Origin of the sequence: Klebsiella sp. HMSC25G12 (assembly GCF_001807705.1) — a bacterium.
Classification (GTDB): Bacteria; Pseudomonadota; Gammaproteobacteria; order Enterobacterales; family Enterobacteriaceae; genus Klebsiella; species Klebsiella variicola.
Genome location: NZ_KV789805.1, coordinates 70,656 through 90,162 on the forward strand (window position 1 = coordinate 70,656; position 19,507 = coordinate 90,162).

Sequence of the window (19,507 nt, forward strand, 5' to 3'; positions counted from 1 at the left end):
GAAATTTAATCCGCCAAATTCGGCGACAAAAAACCGATCACCTTTGTTGCCAGCGCCATCAAATCGGGTAAATCCATCATGACGACATCCGACTCGGTAAGAGACGGGCTGGTCATACGCGGCAGCACTTTAATCAGGGCATCCACTTCAGAGCGCGCAACGTCGGCCAGGCTGACACCGCGCAGGGTTCCGGCGTTGGGCTTCATCAGGGTGATTTTTTCGATGACCTGCTCTCCGCGTTTGATGGGGTTTTCCAGGGTGACTATGTTTTCTTTGCTCATGAGTTTCTCACTATTTACGGATTCGGGGTTAACCGGCCAGACATGCTGGCCGGGGAAAAATTACAGGCCGATATTGCGGCGGTGCTGGTCGAGCCGGTCGACGCCGTTCACCTTCTCAATCATGTTGAGGACGTCGATTTCTACCAGCTCTTTACCGTTCATGGTCAGCTTGTAGTACGTGCAGACCAGCGATAATTTGCTGCTGGTATCCTCGCCCTGTTTGCTCTCGCCGTTATCGACTTCCTTCACCTTGAAACGGGTCTCAACTTCCACCGCCACGGTTTCGCCGGTATCGTCCCGCTGGTAAGAGCCTGCATAGCGCAGTAGCGTCCCGGTACCGACGGCACCATAAAGCGACCAGATCGCGTCATCAGGGAAACCGCCGAGGGAAATCTCCATCGCCAGCGCGTCATCGTCGAGGCCGAAATCGACAGGGGCCGAGCCTGACATTCCGCCGCCCCGGTAGTTTTCCAGCTTACGGGTCAGCTTTGGCAGGGTGACGGACTCGATAACGCCGAGATAGCTGACGCCATCCAGAAACGTATTCAGGTATTTGAGCTTGCGCGGCATTGCCATTGGTCAGGGCTCCTTAATTGCTGTTAACCGATGACACCAGATTCGCCAGGTATTTATCGGTAATGCGCTGGCGTAGCGTCAGGTTTTCGAGAGGGGGAACCGGCGTATAGTCGTAATCGATATACAGTTTCCCGGCTTTGAGGGTCGCCGCGTCGTTGGCCGATTCATCAAACCAGCAGGTCGCATCGACGATATAGCCTGCCGTTTTCATCTCGCGGAATTTCGCATTGATACCCGCAACGATGTCCTTAATCAGCGTGGCAGTGATCGGCTTGTCGACCGCCCACATGTGACCAGCGGCCATTGTGTCAGCGATAACCTGCGCGGTGCGGGTGTAGTTCTCAAACAAGAACAGCGGGTCATCGGAGCAGCAGCGGTTGCCCCAGAAGCGGAAACCGTCTTTACGAATGAGCGTGGTGACGCCAGCCTCGTTAAGCAAGTCGGCATCGGTGCCGGATTCCTGCAAATCCCAGAAGACCGACGCACTGATGCCGGTGACGCCATTCACACCAACGTTTGACAGGGTTTTATGCCAGCCGGTGTCCTGGTCGATTTTGGCGCGCAGGCCCAGCGCGCGGGCGGTTGCCCAGGCGGTTTCGGTCGCGTTCGCCGTGGTGTCCCATGCCAGAAAATCCGGCCAGATAACCATCAGCTCACGCTGGCTGAAATTCTCGCGATAGAGCATCGCCTCGGAAATGTTCTGGCAATCCCAGGCGCTGATATAACCAAAGGCGCGCAGCTTCTGGCAAATCGGCGCGAGCGCGGTCGCAACCTCAAGGGAATCGAGACCCGGCACGCCAAGGATGCGCGGTTTAACGCCGGTGACAGCCTCCGCTGTGAGCAGCGCTTTCAGCCCGGTGTAATTGCCGCTTTCGTCAGTGCCGCCGATGATATTAGAGATAGTCTGCGCTTCGGCATCGTCGCCGGTACCTTCGGCGACGCGCACGACGACAATGACCGGTTTCGACTGGTCGGCGATTGCCTGGAGGGATGCGGCCAGGGTGCCTTTTGTACCCGCTTTCGCAATGGCGCTTTGCACGCTGGTAATCAGTACCGGCTTATTGAGTGGGAAGGTGGCGGCATCGGCATCGCTGGCCGTACAGACCATGCCGATAATCGCCGTTGATACGGTGGAAATGACGCGGGTGCCGTCGTTAATCTCGACAACCTGGACGCCGTGATGAAAATCGCTCATCCGTTTAACTCCGTGGTTAAGGGTGAGCATTATTTTCAATCGTGGGGGAAGGGGTGACGAGTCATCCCCGCTGTAACAGGGACGGTACAACAGGAATGACCGTCACAGGGTCAGGCGACGCGGCTCCAGCACATCAGCAAGGTGTGCGCTTCCACCACGCTGAATGATTGACCGGTGCCGAGGTTGGCGGTTTTTCCGCTTGTCGTATGTTTATGCGGCGGTACTGTGACTTCATGGTCGTGCTCTCCGGCATCATCTGTCACGCCCAGCTCTTTAGGGTTAAAGAGCTGACGCACATCGCCGCCGATTTCCCAGGGGTCATCTTTACCGGCCACCCCACCATGATTGTGAACACCGCCGCGCGTGGTCGTCAGTTTCTGCTCTGCCTGTTCGCTGGTTTCGCCACTCACATCAATCTGAACGGCGGGCAGGTTAGCCTGCTGGAGTGTGACAGTATCGCTGCCGCCTGTATTCCCTACGTTTGAGCCGTCTGCTTTTGCCACCCGGATCGTTTTATTTTCACCGGTGTATACCCATTTCGACCACGGCCAGCGCTCATTGGGGTTGAGGTTCTGGTTAAAAAATCTGACGGTTCCTGGCGGGTTATCTTCCTCCCAGGCTTCCGCTTTTGCGTCCGCTATCGCCACCGCGATGACTTCCCTCAGGTCTTTGTCCAGAATGCTAATTTCTGAGTCGGTATAGTCCTTTGCCTCGTCTTTCGCCTTTCTGACTTCACCTTCAGTTGCCAAGATAACGGACGGATCGGCCTTAAGCTCCACCTGCGCGGTGTTGCTCACCGCTATCCAAAGGTTGATTGCATGCAGCCTTCCTGAACCTTCGGAAAGCTTCGGCTTATAAGACGGCGGCAGGCTGGCAACAGCCAGGCACTTTCCCGCTCCGTCATAAAGCGCCGCCTCCCGGATCCAGAATCCACCCACCTGTGGCAGCATTATCATTTCGGTGCGGATGATGTTTGCCGCGTCATCGGCGATAACAACGCGATTTAATGGCGCGCGGTAAACCTCATTTACAAGCCGCGTCTGTCCGGCTGACGGCGCTGGCACTTTCCCGCCCCCGTCACCTACCGCCATTTCGGCGAAATCCACGGACGCACCTGATAATGCAGCCTGGGCTATTCTTTGTGAACCATATTCCGTCAGGAGTGTTAAATATGCCTGCTCTGACATAGCCCCTCCTTATCTGCATGAAAATATAATTTATTATTTCCATCGAACTTATGCAGGCCATTCTTAATATAAGTGGTCATGGTATTTATTCCACAATATTTAATATTACGACGTGCAACAGCCAAATTTACTCAACCTGCAGGCTTCCTGAAACCTGATACCAGACAATGTGGTTGGTTAATGCATGAAGCCTGGACATCAGGTCGTCCGTTGATTCAGACAGAAGAACCGCCTGGCTAAATCCCGCCACCGCTGCTTCCATGTCCTCTTTAGATAAAACGTTGCCATCTACGGACTGTACAGAAAATGTTTTATCATCGAATATCTCAATGAAGTAGAGATCGTCAAAATCGCTTCTGACTTCAAGAATTAAATTAGCGGCGTTAATTCGTAAGCTCATATTTTTACCCCATTATGCTGAATAGTAGCACGGGCGAACGGTGCCGCCCTCCGCCATGTATGACGCCAGGTCAGAAATATACTGGCTGGAAAACACAGCATTTAAAGACGCGTAGCCCCCGTGACCAGGGCTACCTGACCGGAACCACCTCATGTCGGCGCCGGCCGTCTTCTTGACAGAGAATCCGCCTCGCGGTGAGCATGTTTCGCTGATTGTGCATATCCCTAATGCTCGCATGATGTTGATTGCAGACTGCTGCACTTTGTTAGCGCCTGTCAGCGTCGGGATGTTTGCCTGCAGGTTATAAATACCGTAATCGAGTGTTTCCCCGACGGCCGATATTTTTACTGAGGCCGCTGTAGTGGCCACATAGTCTGTATTAATTGTCCCTGTGCCGGAGGGTGCTACCAGCGCCCCGGTCTGTCCGTTTATCGCCTTCCAGTTCGGGGAGGTCAGGGAAAGGTCATAACCAGTTTGCGCAGCGTCGTTGTTAGCAACAACCTGAATTTCGCCGTCTACAAATCGCACACCGTCACAAATCTGAAATCGGTTGCCGACCAAATCGGACACGTTATTGTATTCACGATTTAGCCTGAACTGTACTGGTCCAGACCCGCTATAAATCAGATTCGACTGACCGGGTATAACCGCCCCTTTCAGAGATGAATCACTGATTGATCCTCCCTGATTGTTATTACCCAACGTCTGAACGCCCAGATTATCGTATGCAGCCAGAAGCCCCCATTCTGGTAGCGTCATGAGGTGCCAGTTTTTCCCCGCCGCATTAACCGCTTTACGCATTGCCGCATACGTTAACCCGGCTGTCGGTATCGACCAGGGCTGAGACACCAGCTCTCCATCAATAATGGTTCCCTGATATGTCCCGATAAAAAGCTGGGATACCTCATTCCCGTTAATAATAAATGCCGGGTGTGTTCCTGACAGGTCCGGGTTCAGGGTTTTAAGGTCAACTTTATTGAAAATAGTCACGAAAGAAGCCTGACCTTTAGGGGTATATAATACGGTTTGCCGTCCGCCAGAAGCCGCTTCAATTGCCTGGCGTAGCGGGTCTTTAATGATGATTGTGGTCATAAGTCTGCCCTATTCTGCATAGTTAAAATAAGTGTCCATCGCTGCAATTCGAGCTTTGGCCCACGTGACCAGCTGGTCCCTTCCATTATTTGAAAAGTAAGGGAGTGCCGGGGTTGTTACCGACCATTTAGCCAATTCATTTTCGTATGCGTCTGCGGGATAACGCGTCTGAATATGTGTTGACATATCATAAACCCAGTCTGCCGAAATGATTTTCTTATCTCGCAGCTCTTTGTACCGCGCCGCTATATCATTCCCGTAGACCGCTCTCACATTGTCCCAAAATGAACCAACACACCAGGGGAGGTTTTCAGCTGGCTTATAAGAGTAACCCCCGGCCCAGTTATTCCCGAAAACAGTGTCCAGGTCATACGGCATAAAAAACCATTTAGCGCCATTCCATGTAACCAGCTGCACATTTTTTATCAGATTAGCACTGCTGTTATGAATCAGATCTGCTGCTGAAATGAATGTCACAAATAAATAGAAGTCTATCAGATTCTGTTTATCCAGTTTTTCATCAGCCTGTGCGGCAAAATCGGTTATGCCCGCCCCGGCGAACGCGTCCCAGGATGACAGCGCCGCTACAGTCTCATCCGTAACCGTTTTCGGCGCTTTGAACTCAAGCAGGTTGGCATTCTTGTAATTTGTCGACATTGAATTCAGCAAAATCCACTGACTAATATCGAGCTGAATTTGTAAAGGAGAATCTTTTTTCAGGTTATAGTTATCGCGTTTTTTACCGATTAAAAACGTACCGATACCATAAAATTCACCGTTGATGTGCATGACGCACGGATATCCGGCAGGGACAGCTGTTGCGCCCGTAGGAAAGCCATCCTTCCCTTTCTTCCCTACATATGTTGCGTCTATATCATATTTAGGATAGCCGGGGCGGGATGCCTGGAACGCCTGCCATAACCTGTAACTCATAAGATTTCGACATTGAGTAGAGTCTACCCAGTTTGCCTTATACACCCACGTATCGTGAGGCCGCAGATTACCTATCTTCAGCTCGATATTGTTATCAAAGTCCCCATCAAAAAACTCAAGGCTCAGGTTTTTCTTTGGATACGCTGCCGAGCTGGCCCCCTGAACAGAAATTTTGCAGCGCGCAGAGAATACAGCGCCGTCGAGAGTGATGACCACGGTAGCGCTGACGTCCCCCTCATCCTTTGATCCCGGTATTTTGTCAGCAGTGAGGTCTATCGTCACCAGTGACGTCGGCTCAGGAAACGTGAATACTCCGTCAACTGTTTCATGCTCTCCACCGCCGACCTCATCAATATCTGCGCGGGTCAGCACAGCGCCCGGATCAAAGCCGTCCAGTCCGTCCAGAATTTTCAGCAATCGGCTTGATAACATCAGCAGGTTCAGCCTGTCTTCGTTCATTGCCGGAATTGTAACGTAATTCTTATCCAGCAACATCGAAAGGCTTTCCATGGTATTTACAATTGCAGCAATTGATGTAAATACGCCTGAAATCCTGTTTTCTGCAATTTCCTTAAACGAATCAGCAGCGGCGCTATTGGCGCTGACGGAGATAGCGACATTATTTAGTGTGTTATCAATTATTGCCAGTGCGGTAAGCAACCCTGACGTGACGTTTTGCAAATCCAAAAACTGACCGGCACTCTTCTTATCCAGCGCATCGACGGCGTTAAATGATGGTGCCGAATTGATATAGACAGCTTTCCCATTATCGTTACGATAATATTTAAAAACATTTTTCTGCCCATTGCCGTCAATAAGCGCGACCCTGAACATTTTCCCGTTTGGCGTCTTCTGCAAACCTGAAACGGTGCCGTCCGGATCCTCCGCAGTAGCATAAAAGGTATACTCACGATAATCGGAAATACCTTCCAGCTGGTCTTTCAGCCATGCCGTTCTGTTAGCAAGCTCCTTAGCCTGAATATTGGCGGCGCCATCCTGCCCACCCTCCACTCTTTGCTGGCGGGTAAGTAACGTAACGCTGTCTTCCCACTGCGAACTCTCTTTAATATTCATCTTTATTCACCTGATATGATAAATGCCGTCGTAACGTTGAGATCCGTCATATCTGGCAGAACCATCGTATTTTAAAACGCTGCTGGCGCTGCCTCCGCAAAGGGTATAGTGATAATTCCCATCATAATGCGCGATGCCATCATAAAAAATGCAATCAGGCGGAGCATATCCCTCCGGAAATACGTTTATAATTTCTCCATCCGGCGTCGCACACCCTATGTAAATTTCCCCCTTTGAAGCCGTCGAAATAATTAAGTTTGATATGTGTCGGCTGACTGGCTTCGCATCGCCAATAATCCGCTCAATTTCGTATATCATCGGCTCCGTGATGCCAATATCCTTGAGGTCAATTTCGAGGCGGAATGTCCCAGCAGGGTCGGCCACCTCCCACCATTCCTGTATCGTCATGCTGTAGCCCAGCGTTTCAATCACGCGCCTGACGGCGGCGACGGTTCCTTTGCGTTGATGGATCCAGAAAGCATCACTAACAGCCTGGCGTTTCTCGATTTCCGGCCATTCTTCTTCCCAGCGGTCAACAGAGAACGCCCATGCCAGATATGGCAGGAACTTTACCGGACATTTCCATGGGTTCCACAGGTCACGCAGCGGCACGCTTAAATCACCGATACCTGAACAGGCTTGCGCCAGCCTGCGTTCCAGTGCAGACGACCCCGGCGGTAACAGGCTGTTACTCATCAGAACCACCAATTACCGCTTTAAAGTCAGTGCAAAAAGACGCCTGCGTTTTATCAATCACCATGTCAGCCGCAGGCTTCATCAGCTCAACGCGCTGGACGCCCTGGACATGTAGAGCGGCGTAGATCGCGGACAGCCGCACGTCACGCCCCAGGCGACGCTGCTCGTTGATGTACGCCGCACCCTGCGCTTTCGCGGCCGACAGGATGGGTTCCTTTGCCGGTCCGGGATAGACATAAAGAACCGCATCAATTTCATAGGGGACAATCTCAGCAGATCGGACACTCACCCGATCCGCCACCGGCCGCACAGCCTCATCATTCAGGGCCTCACCGACGACCTGCAGTAAGTCTTCCGGCGCAGTACCATCGCCGTCGCGGGCCAGAATAGTCACCACGACTTCCGCCGGTGACGGGCTGAACGCCGACGCGTCCGCCACCCGACCATCCGAGCTAAGCGCGTGATATTCATAGGCTCCAACTGGCCCGGCTACACTCATCCCCTCAAATGCGGCCGGTACACGCTGGCGCAAATCGCTGTCGGATTCCATGACCGCCGCCACCGGCGGGATTTGGGTATCGTCTCCGGGGATGATGACCAGGCGCTCAACGTTATTGTTTGCCGCGAGCTGGTCAAGGTCGTTTTTGATGGCATAGGCCACCATTCCGGCTTTTGCCGCCTCGTTGATGCGCTGGCGTAAAATCACCTCCCGATAAGCATTCTCTTCCAGATATTTCACCAGTGGATCGGACTCCAGCGTCAGCGTCCTGGCGACCGCCTCCTGCTCGTCTTCCGGGTACAGTGAAATCAGCGTCGCTTTACGCTCGGCGAGGATGGCTTCAAAATCCAGTGTTTCCACCACATCAGGCGCGGGGAGCTGGCTCAGGTCGATAACTGCCATAGGTTCAACTCACAGGGATGGTTAAGGAAAGGCTCTCGCCGGTATCGGTGATTTGGCCGGTCACGTCGACGACCATCTGCCCGTTAAACTGCCGCGCTGTGGTGATGCCGGTCAGCCTGACGCGCGGCTCCCACTTCAGGATCGCCATGTAGCACGCGGCCATAATTTGCAGCTCAAGCGCCGGGGTCTGAGGCTGGTCAATCATCTGCGACAACAGCGAGCCGTATTCACGACGCATGACGCGGGAGCCGACGGGCGTGCGCAGAATATCCCCGATGCTCTGGCTGATATGGTCAACGTCTGAAATGCTTTCACCGGTCGTGCGGTTCATGCCGAGATAACGCGCCGTCATTTGGTGCCCTCCGTCCATTCATCGCCGCGCCTGATGCCGCCGTGGCCGTGTTTATCCACCTGCACGCCGTTGGAAGTGAAAGCGCCGCCGCTGTGCTCGATATCACCTGACATCTTGCCGCCTTGCTTTACCTCCAGCGTGCCGGTCGTCAGCTTGTTGGTACAGACCACCTCCGGCGTATCGAGGGTGACGCGGGTCGAGGCTTTTACCAGCACCACCGGCACGCTGACGGCAACCGAATCGGATGCGGTCACATCGGCAGTTTTAATACCGGTGACGGTCAGCGCGCCGGTTTCCGGCTCATAACTCATAACGGCACCGTCGGGAAACTCAACGTGCCAGGCATCCGCCGAGGCCGACGGCGCGGGGTTGTCGTCGGAATAAATACCCGGCAGCACAAAAGCGGTATCGAGCTCACCGCCCACGGCCAGAATCATCACCTGCTCACCAACAGAGGGAGCCCACCAGGTGCGCGAGCGCCCGGCCCGGTGCGTCAGCCACTGGAGCCAGTCGGTATAAATGCCGCCTGTCTGCACGCGACAGCGCCCGGCGTCGAGGTCAGTTTCGACGACGATACCGGTGCGGATCATGTTGCGTATCGCGCGGGCGAGTTCCTGTATAGATGCGAGAGTATTCATAGGGGAAAGGATGCCGCCGGGGTGTTCCGGCGGCAATCTGCGGGCGTTTTGCCCTGGCTGGCACAACGTTAATCGGCGAGGTAGTCGATAATGACGCTTTCCACAAGCTGCCGGTCATCGTCGGTAAAGCCCATGAGCTGGCGCTGTGGGTACTCGACGGCGGCGCTTTTTGGGGATGGCTTATCCTTGAGCCCGAGCTGATGCACGCGGGCGATGCGCTGCACTTTCCCGGTAAATTCCACAACTGCCGCGCTGTCGTTACCGGTCGCTTTCATATAGCGGTTGGTTCGCAGTTTCGCGAACATCTCGCGCTTAATCCGGCCTTTCTTTGCCCTGACGGGCTGGCGTTTACGCGGGGCGAACGGGGAACCGTCCGGCGCTTTCTGCGATTTAATGCGCTGCTGTTGTCGCTGGCGCAGTTTCTTCGCAATGTCGGCGGTCATCCTACGCCGCCCGGCGGGAGAAAGGGCCGCTATCAACCCGGCGAGCTTGTCCTCAAAGGGTTTGAAGTCATTCATCCCATTTACTCACCAGTTCGCCATTACTCCACATCTCAACAGGGCGCGTCACCGGCTCCGGCGGTGGCGGCTCAGGGATGTTCTCAACGTGCAGCGCGCCGTCGACCTCTTTGACCAGCGTGCGCTCGGTCAGTAACAGGCTGATACTGACATCGAGGCTGCTGTCGTTGTTGATGTCGGCATACCAGATAAAGCCCTTTTTTCTGCCCTCGTCGGTTGTCATGATGTCCGGCTGATTGACCCGCAACCAGGCCATAATCGGCACAAACAGCAGGTCAATATCGTCGGTAAAATCCGTGACCACGATGTTAAGCGTGTACCGCTTTTCAAACGACAGGGAGCGCGCCAGCGTCGCCGTATTGTTGCCATCGTCCAGGCGAAGACAAAGCATATCGGGGTTGGTATGAAGTACCGGCACCGCATCAGTTAAGGCTTTTCGCAGACTGTTGGGCTTTTGCATCGATTTTATCCTGGCATTGTTTAACCGTATCGACCTGGATTGCGCAGCTTTTCAGGGCGTTTTCGAGCTGGCGTATATCCGCACTCAGGTCGCCATTAGTCAGCGGGTCGCTGCCCGGCATCGGGCAGGGGCTGACCTTCGGGCAGGCGTTGTACACAATCACCGGCGGCGGCGTTGGTACAGGCGGCGCGCTGGTGCAACCGGCGCACAGCATCAGGTAAATCAGCGCGATACCAGCGGCGAAACGCGTCATTTTCATTGAGTAACCTCGTGATGGTTTGTTCACGCCGGAAGGCCAGCAGGTTAGCGGCGGTGAGCTTATCCCTCATTGCAACCTGCGCCAGCTCTTTGCGCTGCGACTGCTCTGCGGCAACGTTGAGCTGATTTTTCAGCATGGCGATCGTGGTCTTCTGCGTACCGGCGACCCGGTTCGCACGTTCAAAAGAGGCGCGCAAATTGCTGTTATCGTGTCGCATCCACAGCAGACCCGCGCAGGCCAGTGCCAGCAGGATAATGACTATTTTCATGCGGATACCCCTCCGGCCTTGCGCCACACGGCGACCAGTTTGTCGAGGCTGTGCTCACGCTGACCATACCCCGCGCCCGGCAATGAGGCCCATATGTTGCGACAACGGGAAATGGCGCGCTCAATGCGCCCCTGTTGCAGGTCTTCCAGCGCGCCGCGCTCACGGATCAGCTGAATGGCGAGCCTGTCCTGTGATGCCGGGCTGAAATCCGGCAAAGCAAGCTGCTTTTTGTAATGCGGCCAGAACAGGTAAAGCTGCTGGTAACGCCCTGATGCCGTGGATTTTTCCCCGCGACGATTGAAGACCTTCGCCGGGCGCCCACCGGCAAACGGGTGATCGCGATAGTCGGTAAAAATCTCCGGCTTGCCATCCAAGCCGGTAACAATGACGTCGTACCCGTTGTTTTTCGTCAGCGGGTGCGTCGCCGTACCCTCTGAAAACGCCAGCGTGTCGAGAAATGCCGCGACGTTGGGGTGTGTCTTAATGACCGCCATCGCTTTCCCCTTTTTTAATTCTGCGCTGAATCGCTATTTCCACCGCCTGATAACCGGCGATACCCAGCATGGAGCCAAATCCGCACACGGCGGCAGGCGGCAGGTCTGGAAACTGCACCAGTGCTACTCCGGCCACCATTGAGACAAAGCCGCCCAGCAACATGCGACCAATAAAAAGCCGGGCGGTAATGGGCTCACCACCGGCCAGCACTTTACCAACGACAATCAGCACGCCGATCACAAAGAGTGACAGGACGCTTTTTTCACCTTCCGTCATGTGTTTATTCCCACAGATTAATTGTTTCAGTTACGGGGGATGACTGGACATCTGGTAACTCGACCGCCGTGCCATATGGCAGCACTGCGCCGAGCTCGGCCAGTCCCGGATTTGCGTCAAGCACCGACTCGAACACCCCCTCAGTGCGCCCGTAATACCGGGCGCAAATCATGTCGAGCGTGTCGCCCTGTTGCGCTATGGCCTGCATCAGATTTGGCTCACAATGCAGCGGGGTTTATCCTGGACGCGCGATACCGCCCAGCGCATGTCCCGCCACAGTTCGTCGACAGTGGTATCGATGCTGTCGGCTTTCTTGTCGCCTTTGGCGCTGGCATCCACACCGCGATAACGCTCATAGAGCGTGGCGGTCGCCATTGAGGTGACGGCGCGCAGGTAATAGAAAACGCGCACGCTTTCGCCGTCGAGATCGTCAGCCGGCACGTCGGCCAGCTTGCTAAAACCCCCGGCAATCTGCTGTTCCCGCCACAAAAAAAGCTCGGCATTGGTTTCGGCGATGCCGGTTTTGATGGCCTCACGCAGCCGGGCAGGAGCGACGGTCTGCTCAAGGCGCATCCCTTCACGCACTCGCTTCGGGTCGATGTCAGGAAAGAAAAACGTATTTTTTATCACCGGCTCATCGCTGGCAGGCGGCGGGATGACCACCACGCCACCCGGCTGCGGCTCATCGTTCTTTTTAATAATCAGCGTCGTCATGACTACCTCTGAATAGGTGGGCGGTGGACGCCGGTCTCAGGTTGGGTAAAACACCCTCATCGACCGGCGTGCCGCCCTGGCGCGGGGCGCATTCTGTTAACCGGCGTTCTTTTTCGGTCGGCCACGTTTAGCCGGTGCCGTGGTTTTCACGGCGCGCGGCGCTCTTGCCGGGGCTTTAACGACCGTTGCCGGTTTGGGCTTCAGCTCACGCTCAAGCCTTTCAATGTCTTTTTTGACGCCTGCCTGACAGTCGAGCTGCATCGCTCGCCTGAGGTGGGCCAGCGCGTCGGCGGGCTGTTTGTTATCCCGCAATACCTGGCCGGTGATTTTGTGCAGTTTTGCGCGCACTTCATCAGGCATATCGGCGGCGGCGGTCAGCGCCAGCGTGTCGAGCAGCTGGCTGATGACGACCGGTTCACCGGCGGCATGGGCGCGCATGGCGGCGAGCGCCACCTCTTCGGTAAACATGTACTGCGGCGGGCGGCGGTGTTTGCCTGGCATGGACAGACCGTACTTAAACGCGTAGCGGGCAATATCCATCGCGCCGCCGATATCGCCGACATCGAGACGCCACAGCATGACGGTCATCACGATGTCATCCTGTGCACCTTTGCCCTGTTCCAGCACGCCACTGACCCACGGCAGATAGAACGGCAGCAGCTCGCGCTTTTTCGTGGCTTTCAGCTCTTTACCAAAGATGGCTTTTAACGTGCGTTGGTCTGCGGCCAGCTTAACCAGCATCTGCTCGTAGGCAGTGGCATGCCGCAGCGGGTTGTTTTCCCGCTGCGCGGTTTCAATGGCCGAGACCCGCATCATGTGACGCTGTGCGGGGCTCGTCATCGGTTAGCCCTCCGGTTGCGCGGCAGAGAAATCGCCCAGCTTGATATTTTCAATGAAGCACCCGGCGGCGTAGGTTTCGACCACGTAATCGATGTTCATCGATTCGTAGTTTTCCACCTGGTCGAGTTTCGGGTTTTCGATGATGGAGCGGCGGTGACTTTCATCCATGAAATAGATGGACAGGTTATCGAGACGCGTCACCATAATCGCGTTCGCCGGGAAGTACGGCACACGGACGGCGGGCAGGTTGCCGATGCGTTTCTGGCTGATGATAATGTCAGCCGCGAGCGCTTCGCTGTTCGGCTGGTCTTTGTTGACGATCGGGAAATATTTGTCGGCCAGCAGCTTACGACCCACAATCGCGACAAGCTCCGAATCTTCCTGATAAATCTCGTCAATCAGGTTGTCGGTGGCATCCATGACCAGCGCATCGAGGTTAACGTAATCGCCGTTTTTACCTACGCGGATAACAGCGGAAACGACGTTTCCTTCCTCGTCAACGATTTTGCTCATCACGCGGGTCGCCGCTTCATTGCGGTATTTCTGCGGCCAGCCGACGGCGACATCCTGCAACATCGGATGAGTGGCACGGTCAGAGGTTTCGGCGCGCTCAACGCCGTTGAAACCGGCCATGATGAAATCGAGAGCCTGCCGCTGGATGATGGCATCACGAATACGGCGCTGGAAGTCCTGGAAGCGCGCCCACAAATCCAGCTTTTTATATTTGAAGTGGAAGTCAAAGTTGACCTGATCGCACTCGTATTTTTTGGACTCCAGCGCGGTAAAGTCGGCTGTTTTACGCTCCTGGCCGCTGTTGGTGTCCGTGGTGCTGGCGATGGTGCCATTGACGCCGACGCCAATTTTTTCACCCTTCAGCTCATCCACCGGCACGATATTAATTTTCTGCAAAAATGCCGAGGACATCTGCACGGTGTTCATCATGGTTTGCGTGACGGATGGCTCGACGTTGAATTTTTTACTCACGTCGGCCGTGTCGATGCCGTTCAGCTCGGCAACGCGGGACAGGTAGGCATTGAATTTAAAACGGGTTTCCTGACGCATAGTCTTTCCTGTTGGGTTAAATCGGGTTGTCTGACCGGGCAAGCCTGTCGCCCGGCGATAAATTCACGACCGTCTAGCAGTCGGTCAGCAGCTCATCGCCACCGCCACCGGTGGAGAGCTTGCGGCGTGGCTGCGTGGTGCTTTCGGTTTTATCCAGCGACGTTTTTAACTGGCTGAATGCCTGGCTAGTCTGGTCGGCCTTCGTGGTGACGTCCTGTTTCAGCGTCGCAAAGGCATTTTCCAGCGTGGCAAGACGCTGCTCAGTGGCGGTGAGGTTTTCCTGCACATGTTCACTGACGGTCGTCACGGCTTCATGCACATCCTGAAAACGGGCGTCATCGCTGGCCTGTTTGCGGCTGAAAATGGCTTTCACTTTGTCGCTCAGGGCGGTAAAGACATTTTCCGCCTGGTCTTCAAACTCCAGCTCGGCGAGAGTGGCGACGGAAATCAGGTTGCCAGGCTCGGTTTTGAAGCGGTTGAGGGGGTTAAATTTGGCACCCCGGCAAAATTCGAGGTATTCGGTGCCGAGGCTGGCCGGGTCATCGGTCACCGCCAGGCCGACCAGGTAGCATTTACCGCTATTGGCGAAATTCGGCTGAATTTCCATTGAGGTGTAGACCTTCTGCAATTTTTTATTCATTGCGATCAGGTCATCGGTCGGGGTGATTTTGGCGAACAGCGCCAGCTTGCCTTTCAGTACCGAATCGTCGTCAATCTTTTCAGACTTCAGCTCGACCACATCGCCGTAACGACTGAAAGGGCCATCCGGCAGGATGCCTTTCAGGTGTTCGAGGTTAATGCGGCAACCGTAGACGCGGGGGTCAAAGGTCTCGGCCATTTCCTGAATATCCGTCGCGCTGATAACGCGGCCGTCACAGGTATCGCCTTCGACGCCGATGCGAAACCATTTTGAAACTTTTTTTGCCATTGTCAGGAGTCCTGATATCGGGTTAACGGGTCGGGGTTAGTTTCCCGACGTCGCCGCCCACCCGCCATCTGTCCCGGATGGCTTATCCCTCACACAACAGCACTTTAGCGATTCGCATCACCCGTTTCTTTAGCCTTGCCCTGTATCAATCACGGCGAGGCATCCATGACCATCACCACCGACACCACTTTGTTAAACGACCCGCGACGCCAGGCGGCTTTGCTGTACTGGCAGGGGTTTTCCGTGCCGCAGATTGCCGAAATGTTGCAGACCAAACGCCCGACGGTGCAGAGCTGGAAACAGCGCGACCAGTGGGACGAAACAGCACCGCTTAACCGGGTCGAAAGCACCTTAGAGGCCAGGCTGATTCAGCTCTACGCAAAACCCAACCTGACGCCCCACGATTTCAAGGTGGCGGATTTTCTGGCCCGGCAGATGGAGCGCTTTGCGCGCATTAATCGCTATGGCCAGACCGGAAACGAGGTTGACCTGAATCCCAACGTGGCCAACCGCAATAAAGGCGACCGCAAAAAGCCGACAAAGAACTTTTTCAGCGACGAGGCTATCGAGAAACTGGAAGAGATTTTCTTTGCAGAGTCTTTTGAGTATCAGTTGCGCTGGCACCGCGCCGGGCTTGAGCACCGCATTCGCGACATTCTGAAATCGCGCCAGATTGGGGCGACGTTCTACTTTTCCCGGGAGGCGCTGCTGCATGCGCTGAAAACCGGCCACAACCAGATTTTTCTGTCAGCGAGTAAGACGCAGGCGTATGTATTCCGCGAGTACATCATCCAGTTTGCGCGCCTGGTCGATGTCGACCTGACCGGCGACCCGATTGTCATCGGCAACAACGGCGCAAAGCTGATTTTTCTCGGCACCAACTCAAACACCGCGCAGAGCCATAACGGCGACCTGTATGTCGATGAGATATTCTGGATCCCCAACTTCCAGAAACTGCGCAAAGTGTCATCGGGCATGGCCTCACAAAGCCACCTGCGCAGCACCTACTTTTCGACGCCTTCCACCCTGGCGCACGGCGCTTACCCGTTCTGGTCGGGGGAATTGTTCAACCGTGGCCGCGCCCGCGCCAGTGAGCGGGTCGATATCGATATCAGTCATGACGCGCTCGCTGCTGGCGTGGCGTGTCCTGACGGCCAGTGGCGGCAGATTGTCACCATTGAGGATGCGCTCGCCGGGGGCTGTACGCTGTTCAATCTGGAGCAACTCCAGCGCGAAAACAGCGTCGACGACTTCCGCAATCTGTTTATGTGCGAGTTCGTTGACGACAAGGCGTCGGTGTTCCCGTTCGAGGATTTGCAACGCTGCATGGTCGACAGTCTGGAAGAATGGGAAGACTTTGCGCCGTTCGCCGACAATCCGTTCGGCTCCCGCCCGGTCTGGGTGGGATACGACCCTTCGCACAGCGGCGACAGCGCCGGGTGTGTGGTGCTCGCGCCGCCGGTTGTCGCCGGGGGCAAGTTCCGCATTCTGGAGCGCCATCAGTGGAAAGGCATGGACTTCGCGACTCAGGCCGAATCCATTCGCCAGCTCACCGAAAAATACAACGTCGAGTACATCGGTATCGATGCAACCGGTCTCGGTATTGGCGTCTTCCAGCTGGTTCGCTCGTTTTATCCCGCCGCCCGCGATATTCGCTACACGCCGGAAATGAAAACCGCAATGGTGCTGAAAGCAAAAGACGTTATCCGCCGTGGCTGTCTCGAATATGACGTCAGCGCCACCGACATCACCACCTCGTTTATGGCAATCCGCAAGACCATGACCAGCAGCGGGCGCAGCGCCACCTATGAGGCCAGCCGCACCGAGGAAGCCAGTCACGCGGACGTCGCCTGGGCGACCATGCACGCGCTGTTAAACGAACCGCTTACCGCTGGCAGCGGCCAGGCAACATCATCCATTCTGGAGTTCAACTGATGAGTAAATACAAAGGCCGCAAGCCACAGCCACAAAAGCGCCCGCGCAACATGAAAGACAGCTCGCCCCAAAAAATAGAGGCGTTTACCTTTGGTGAACCGAGCGCTGTGCTCGACCGCCGCGATATTCTTGATTACGTGGAATGCGTCAATAATGGCCGCTGGTTCGAACCACCGGTCAGCTTTAACGGGCTGGCGAAAAGCCTGCGCGCCGCCGTTCATCACAGCTCGCCGATTTACGTTAAGCGCAACATTCTGGCCTCAACGTTTATTCCGCACCCGCTACTGTCACAACAGGACTTCAGCCGCTTCGCGCTTGATTTTCTGGTGTTTGGCAACGCGTTTTTAGAGCTCCGAAAGAGTGTCACCGGTCGCCCGCTGAAGCTGGAAGCGTCACCGGCTAAATACACGCGACGTGGTATTGAAGATGATGTCTATTGGTGGGTGCCGTCATTTGACCAGCCGCACCCGTTCGCGCCGGGCTCCGTATTCCACCTGCTGGAGCCAGACATCAACCAGGAGCTGTACGGTATGCCGGAATATCTCAGCGCGCTAAACTCCGCCTGGCTGAATGAAGCGGCGACGCTGTTCCGTCGCAAGTATTACCAGAACGGGGCTCATGCTGGTTACATCATGTATGTGACGGACGCCGCGCAAAGCGGTACAGATGTTGAGGCGTTGCGCGATGCAATGCGCAGCTCGAAGGGGCTCGGCAACTTCAAAAATCTTTTTTTCTACGCACCGCACGGAAAACCGGACGGCATAAAAATAGTGCCGCTCAGTGAGGTGGCAACGAAAGACGATTTCTTCAATATCAAAAAAGTCAGCGCCGCCGATCTGCTCGACGCTCACCGCATCCCGTTCCAGCTGATGGGCGGCAAGCCGGAAAACGTCGGTTCGCTCGGCGATATCGAGAAGGTGGCAAAGGTGTTTGTCCGTAACGAGCTCATCCCGCTACAAGACCGGATGCGCGAGGTCAACGCGTGGGCCGGTCAGGAGGTGATCCGGTTCAAAAGTTACACCCTTGACACCGAAAGTGACTGATTTCCGCCGCCTCCGGGCGGCTTTTTCTTACCCTCACGCCTGACCGCCTCAGAAGCCCGCCACGCCCTCAAACACCCCCGCACCACCCACCGACACCCTCGCGAACCCGCGCGGTACAGCGACGCGCTCAGGCTGCGAAAATAAATGCGCAAAAGTACGCTGGCGCGCAGTGCTTTCCCCGCCTCGCCTGCCCGCTTCGTGAGTCGGAATTAATGCAGATGCAACAGGCCTCCCGATCCGCGCCAGGCCTGGCGGCAAGTATCAAAATATAAAGGTAAACACACATGCAAAATGATGCATCAAACGGATGCATTAACTTGGCTGAGATAGAGACAAACTTTAATACTATTTCATAAGCCCTATAAACGCGGCAAACATACTTCCCAGACCACCTATTGCAGCAAATAGAGTAGCCCAAAACATACTCCTCTGGCTGCGTATGTTTTCTGTATATCGCTGCTCTGTTTTATTAAAATTAGCCAAGGTATTTACCGCTTTTCCTGTTGGCCTATACCCCAACTTAGTCCTTGAAATATCGCCATTTTCAACAAGTGAATCAAGGCACAGACGGAGTTCTTTTCTCATCCGTGATTGATCATCGTGATAGACCCATAATCTACCAGCAACATCATTCATAACTAGTATTTCGCTGAATGGTCCTTCGCCTTCCTGCTCTCGATAGATTCTAACAACGGAGGCTAAAACAGTCATTGCATCAGTAATTTCTTGCTTACGCTGACGATAAAGAAACTTCTCACGGCTAAATCTTTTATTCTCTGCGTTAGCGAAGCGTCTAAATCTTAGCAGCTTCAAAAAGCTCAAATCACTTAATGAATTAAATCTCAACTCATGCGCATGATAATAATAAATACCCGAAAAAGAATCACACTCAAGATCTTTTGGAAAGAGAATAGAATCAATATTGAATATATTTTCATTCGCATTCCATTTTTTAACTTTCACCTCACCATCCACAAACCTTTCGAATAAATAATCCGCACCATCACGGTCTTTGATGTAAACAGAATACATGTTGTAATGTATGGCTTTTTCATATATCAAACTAATCCGCCCATTATCAGGGGTTCTCATCACATCGAAAATATCAAGATATTTTATAATGTTAATTTGTCTTTTATTTTTCATTCTACGTACCCCTTTAAATTTACTTCAATACCATAGTTTGAGTGTAACTAACGCCTCGCATGCTCGTTGTTCAACCCCGCCGGCACTGAAAACAAGTTTCAGCACCGGCGGCGTTTGTAGCTATATTGGTTAATTATCGAGTATCGAAACGATCTCACCGGTTCGCACGTCGACACGCGCCGCTACGGTCTGTTTTACCACCCCACCGGCTTTGTTGAATAAATCAGATTTCGGGTAA

General features: G+C 54.4%; 25 protein-coding genes and 1 pseudogene. 2 read left to right on the forward strand and 24 right to left on the reverse strand.

Features of this window, described 5'->3' with window-relative positions; all coding sequences use genetic code 11:
* Positions 1–5 precede the first annotated feature (5 nt).
* The 22 genes from HMPREF3096_RS03730 to HMPREF3096_RS03830 form a co-directional block, all read right to left on the reverse strand.
* Positions 6–281, reverse strand: a complete 276-nt coding sequence (locus tag HMPREF3096_RS03730; protein ID WP_004195711.1) for a phage tail assembly protein — start codon at positions 279–281, stop codon at positions 6–8.
* A 60-nt stretch (positions 282–341) separates the two neighbouring features.
* Complete coding sequence (locus HMPREF3096_RS03735; protein ID WP_014343412.1) at positions 342–857, reverse strand: phage major tail tube protein; 516 nt, start codon at positions 855–857, stop codon at positions 342–344.
* Between the two features lie 13 nt (positions 858–870).
* Positions 871–2,052, reverse strand: a complete 1,182-nt coding sequence (locus tag HMPREF3096_RS03740) for a phage tail sheath protein (RefSeq protein ID WP_004195732.1) — start codon at positions 2,050–2,052, stop codon at positions 871–873.
* 110 nt (positions 2,053–2,162) lie between these two features.
* Complete coding sequence (locus HMPREF3096_RS03745) at positions 2,163–3,239, reverse strand: phage tail protein (RefSeq protein WP_070544305.1); 1,077 nt, start codon at positions 3,237–3,239, stop codon at positions 2,163–2,165.
* A gap of 127 nt (positions 3,240–3,366) precedes the next feature.
* Positions 3,367–3,639: a hypothetical protein gene (locus HMPREF3096_RS03750; protein WP_065807936.1), complete on the reverse strand. Its 273-nt coding sequence runs from the start codon at positions 3,637–3,639 to the stop codon at positions 3,367–3,369.
* Between the two features lie 12 nt (positions 3,640–3,651).
* On the reverse strand, positions 3,652–4,731 hold the full coding sequence (locus HMPREF3096_RS03755; RefSeq protein WP_070544307.1) for a hypothetical protein: 1,080 nt from the start codon (positions 4,729–4,731) through the stop codon (positions 3,652–3,654).
* Between the two features lie 9 nt (positions 4,732–4,740).
* Positions 4,741–6,738, reverse strand: a complete 1,998-nt coding sequence (locus HMPREF3096_RS03760; protein ID WP_070544309.1) for a CotH kinase family protein — start codon at positions 6,736–6,738, stop codon at positions 4,741–4,743.
* Positions 6,739–6,744: 6 nt separating this feature from the next.
* Positions 6,745–7,434 (reverse strand): phage tail protein I, encoded by a 690-nt coding sequence (locus HMPREF3096_RS03765; RefSeq protein WP_065807955.1) that lies wholly within the window; start codon positions 7,432–7,434, stop codon positions 6,745–6,747.
* Complete coding sequence (locus HMPREF3096_RS03770; protein ID WP_065807933.1) at positions 7,427–8,335, reverse strand: baseplate assembly protein; 909 nt, start codon at positions 8,333–8,335, stop codon at positions 7,427–7,429. The genes HMPREF3096_RS03765 and HMPREF3096_RS03770 overlap by 8 nt, the downstream gene beginning before the upstream one ends.
* Positions 8,336–8,339: 4 nt before the next feature.
* Positions 8,340–8,687 (reverse strand): GPW/gp25 family protein, encoded by a 348-nt coding sequence (locus tag HMPREF3096_RS03775; protein ID WP_065807932.1) that lies wholly within the window; start codon positions 8,685–8,687, stop codon positions 8,340–8,342.
* Entirely contained in the window at positions 8,684–9,277 is a 594-nt protein-coding gene (locus HMPREF3096_RS03780; RefSeq protein ID WP_238971754.1) for a phage baseplate assembly protein V, read from the reverse strand. The genes HMPREF3096_RS03775 and HMPREF3096_RS03780 overlap by 4 nt, the downstream gene beginning before the upstream one ends.
* Before the next feature lie 116 nt (positions 9,278–9,393).
* Complete coding sequence (locus tag HMPREF3096_RS03785; protein ID WP_070544311.1) at positions 9,394–9,843, reverse strand: phage virion morphogenesis protein; 450 nt, start codon at positions 9,841–9,843, stop codon at positions 9,394–9,396.
* On the reverse strand, positions 9,836–10,303 hold the full coding sequence (locus HMPREF3096_RS03790) for a phage tail protein (RefSeq protein WP_065807929.1): 468 nt from the start codon (positions 10,301–10,303) through the stop codon (positions 9,836–9,838). Before HMPREF3096_RS03790 ends, HMPREF3096_RS03785 begins: the two co-directional genes overlap by 8 nt.
* Positions 10,266–10,517, reverse strand: coding sequence for an Rz1-like lysis system protein LysC (lysC, locus tag HMPREF3096_RS31305; RefSeq protein ID WP_141119850.1), 252 nt, complete (start codon positions 10,515–10,517; stop codon positions 10,266–10,268). Before lysC ends, HMPREF3096_RS03790 begins: the two co-directional genes overlap by 38 nt.
* Complete coding sequence (gene lysB, locus HMPREF3096_RS03795) at positions 10,399–10,830, reverse strand: Rz-like lysis system protein LysB (protein ID WP_065807927.1); 432 nt, start codon at positions 10,828–10,830, stop codon at positions 10,399–10,401. The genes lysC and lysB overlap by 119 nt, the downstream gene beginning before the upstream one ends.
* A complete protein-coding gene (locus HMPREF3096_RS03800) occupies positions 10,827–11,324 on the reverse strand; it encodes a glycoside hydrolase family 24 protein (RefSeq protein WP_065807926.1) in 498 nt (165 codons plus the stop codon). The genes lysB and HMPREF3096_RS03800 overlap by 4 nt, the downstream gene beginning before the upstream one ends.
* Positions 11,311–11,601, reverse strand: a complete 291-nt coding sequence (locus HMPREF3096_RS03805) for a phage holin family protein (RefSeq protein WP_004195910.1) — start codon at positions 11,599–11,601, stop codon at positions 11,311–11,313. Before HMPREF3096_RS03805 ends, HMPREF3096_RS03800 begins: the two co-directional genes overlap by 14 nt.
* Positions 11,602–11,605: 4 nt before the next feature.
* Positions 11,606–11,809: a tail protein X gene (locus tag HMPREF3096_RS03810; protein WP_065807925.1), complete on the reverse strand. Its 204-nt coding sequence runs from the start codon at positions 11,807–11,809 to the stop codon at positions 11,606–11,608.
* Positions 11,809–12,315, reverse strand: a complete 507-nt coding sequence (locus tag HMPREF3096_RS03815; protein WP_009309691.1) for a head completion/stabilization protein — start codon at positions 12,313–12,315, stop codon at positions 11,809–11,811. Before HMPREF3096_RS03815 ends, HMPREF3096_RS03810 begins: the two co-directional genes overlap by 1 nt.
* A 96-nt stretch (positions 12,316–12,411) precedes the next feature.
* The gene (locus HMPREF3096_RS03820) at positions 12,412–13,155 is read right to left on the reverse strand and encodes a phage terminase small subunit (RefSeq protein ID WP_070544313.1); all 744 of its coding nucleotides are present in this window, start codon (positions 13,153–13,155) and stop codon (positions 12,412–12,414) included.
* Positions 13,156–13,158: 3 nt separating this feature from the next.
* Positions 13,159–14,217 carry a phage major capsid protein, P2 family gene (locus HMPREF3096_RS03825; protein ID WP_065807923.1) on the reverse strand — a complete coding sequence of 353 codons (1,059 nt, stop codon included), beginning with the start codon at positions 14,215–14,217 and terminating at the stop codon, positions 13,159–13,161.
* 73 nt (positions 14,218–14,290) lie between these two features.
* The gene (locus tag HMPREF3096_RS03830; protein WP_065807922.1) at positions 14,291–15,145 is read right to left on the reverse strand and encodes a GPO family capsid scaffolding protein; all 855 of its coding nucleotides are present in this window, start codon (positions 15,143–15,145) and stop codon (positions 14,291–14,293) included.
* A 165-nt stretch (positions 15,146–15,310) separates the two neighbouring features.
* On the opposite strand from HMPREF3096_RS03830, the gene HMPREF3096_RS03835 reads away from it, so the two are divergent.
* Positions 15,311–17,080 (forward strand): terminase ATPase subunit family protein, encoded by a 1,770-nt coding sequence (locus HMPREF3096_RS03835; RefSeq protein ID WP_064184062.1) that lies wholly within the window; start codon positions 15,311–15,313, stop codon positions 17,078–17,080.
* Positions 17,080–18,123: a phage portal protein gene (locus HMPREF3096_RS03840; protein WP_065807921.1), complete on the forward strand. Its 1,044-nt coding sequence runs from the start codon at positions 17,080–17,082 to the stop codon at positions 18,121–18,123. Before HMPREF3096_RS03835 ends, HMPREF3096_RS03840 begins: the two co-directional genes overlap by 1 nt.
* 345 nt (positions 18,124–18,468) lie before the next feature.
* On the opposite strand, the gene HMPREF3096_RS03845 is transcribed toward HMPREF3096_RS03840, so the two are convergent.
* Positions 18,469–19,269, reverse strand: coding sequence for a hypothetical protein (locus HMPREF3096_RS03845; protein ID WP_070544315.1), 801 nt, complete (start codon positions 19,267–19,269; stop codon positions 18,469–18,471).
* Positions 19,270–19,398: 129 nt separating this feature from the next.
* A pseudogene (locus HMPREF3096_RS31840) lies at positions 19,399–19,507 on the reverse strand (hypothetical protein); the annotation flags it as partial.

Bases quoted from the DNA above. Each gene is read 5' to 3' on its own strand.
- HMPREF3096_RS03730 (WP_004195711.1), bottom strand. From the start codon at position 281: ATGAGCAAAGAAAACATAGTCACCCTGGAAAACCCCATCAAACGCGGA.
- HMPREF3096_RS03805 (WP_004195910.1), bottom strand. From the start codon at position 11,601: ATGACGGAAGGTGAAAAAAGCGTCCTGTCACTCTTTGTGATCGGCGTG.
- lysB (WP_065807927.1), bottom strand. From the start codon at position 10,830: ATGAAAATAGTCATTATCCTGCTGGCACTGGCCTGCGCGGGTCTGCTG.
- lysC (WP_141119850.1), bottom strand. From the start codon at position 10,517: ATGCTGTGCGCCGGTTGCACCAGCGCGCCGCCTGTACCAACGCCGCCG.
- HMPREF3096_RS03840 (WP_065807921.1), top strand. From the start codon at position 17,080: ATGAGTAAATACAAAGGCCGCAAGCCACAGCCACAAAAGCGCCCGCGC.
- HMPREF3096_RS03760 (WP_070544309.1), bottom strand. From the start codon at position 6,738: ATGAATATTAAAGAGAGTTCGCAGTGGGAAGACAGCGTTACGTTACTT.
- HMPREF3096_RS03830 (WP_065807922.1), bottom strand. From the start codon at position 15,145: ATGGCAAAAAAAGTTTCAAAATGGTTTCGCATCGGCGTCGAAGGCGAT.
- HMPREF3096_RS03810 (WP_065807925.1), bottom strand. From the start codon at position 11,809: ATGCAGGCCATAGCGCAACAGGGCGACACGCTCGACATGATTTGCGCC.
- HMPREF3096_RS03770 (WP_065807933.1), bottom strand. From the start codon at position 8,335: ATGGCAGTTATCGACCTGAGCCAGCTCCCCGCGCCTGATGTGGTGGAA.
- HMPREF3096_RS03825 (WP_065807923.1), bottom strand. From the start codon at position 14,217: ATGCGTCAGGAAACCCGTTTTAAATTCAATGCCTACCTGTCCCGCGTT.
- HMPREF3096_RS03755 (WP_070544307.1), bottom strand. From the start codon at position 4,731: ATGACCACAATCATCATTAAAGACCCGCTACGCCAGGCAATTGAAGCG.
- HMPREF3096_RS03845 (WP_070544315.1), bottom strand. From the start codon at position 19,269: ATGAAAAATAAAAGACAAATTAACATTATAAAATATCTTGATATTTTC.
- HMPREF3096_RS03835 (WP_064184062.1), top strand. From the start codon at position 15,311: ATGACCATCACCACCGACACCACTTTGTTAAACGACCCGCGACGCCAG.
- HMPREF3096_RS03765 (WP_065807955.1), bottom strand. From the start codon at position 7,434: ATGAGTAACAGCCTGTTACCGCCGGGGTCGTCTGCACTGGAACGCAGG.
- HMPREF3096_RS03800 (WP_065807926.1), bottom strand. From the start codon at position 11,324: ATGGCGGTCATTAAGACACACCCCAACGTCGCGGCATTTCTCGACACG.
- HMPREF3096_RS03775 (WP_065807932.1), bottom strand. From the start codon at position 8,687: ATGACGGCGCGTTATCTCGGCATGAACCGCACGACCGGTGAAAGCATT.
- HMPREF3096_RS03815 (WP_009309691.1), bottom strand. From the start codon at position 12,315: ATGACGACGCTGATTATTAAAAAGAACGATGAGCCGCAGCCGGGTGGC.
- HMPREF3096_RS03780 (WP_238971754.1), bottom strand. From the start codon at position 9,277: ATGATCCGCACCGGTATCGTCGTCGAAACTGACCTCGACGCCGGGCGC.
- HMPREF3096_RS03740 (WP_004195732.1), bottom strand. From the start codon at position 2,052: ATGAGCGATTTTCATCACGGCGTCCAGGTTGTCGAGATTAACGACGGC.
- HMPREF3096_RS03785 (WP_070544311.1), bottom strand. From the start codon at position 9,843: ATGAATGACTTCAAACCCTTTGAGGACAAGCTCGCCGGGTTGATAGCG.
- HMPREF3096_RS03750 (WP_065807936.1), bottom strand. From the start codon at position 3,639: ATGAGCTTACGAATTAACGCCGCTAATTTAATTCTTGAAGTCAGAAGC.
- HMPREF3096_RS03790 (WP_065807929.1), bottom strand. From the start codon at position 10,303: ATGCAAAAGCCCAACAGTCTGCGAAAAGCCTTAACTGATGCGGTGCCG.
- HMPREF3096_RS03745 (WP_070544305.1), bottom strand. From the start codon at position 3,239: ATGTCAGAGCAGGCATATTTAACACTCCTGACGGAATATGGTTCACAA.
- HMPREF3096_RS03735 (WP_014343412.1), bottom strand. From the start codon at position 857: ATGGCAATGCCGCGCAAGCTCAAATACCTGAATACGTTTCTGGATGGC.
- HMPREF3096_RS03820 (WP_070544313.1), bottom strand. From the start codon at position 13,155: ATGACGAGCCCCGCACAGCGTCACATGATGCGGGTCTCGGCCATTGAA.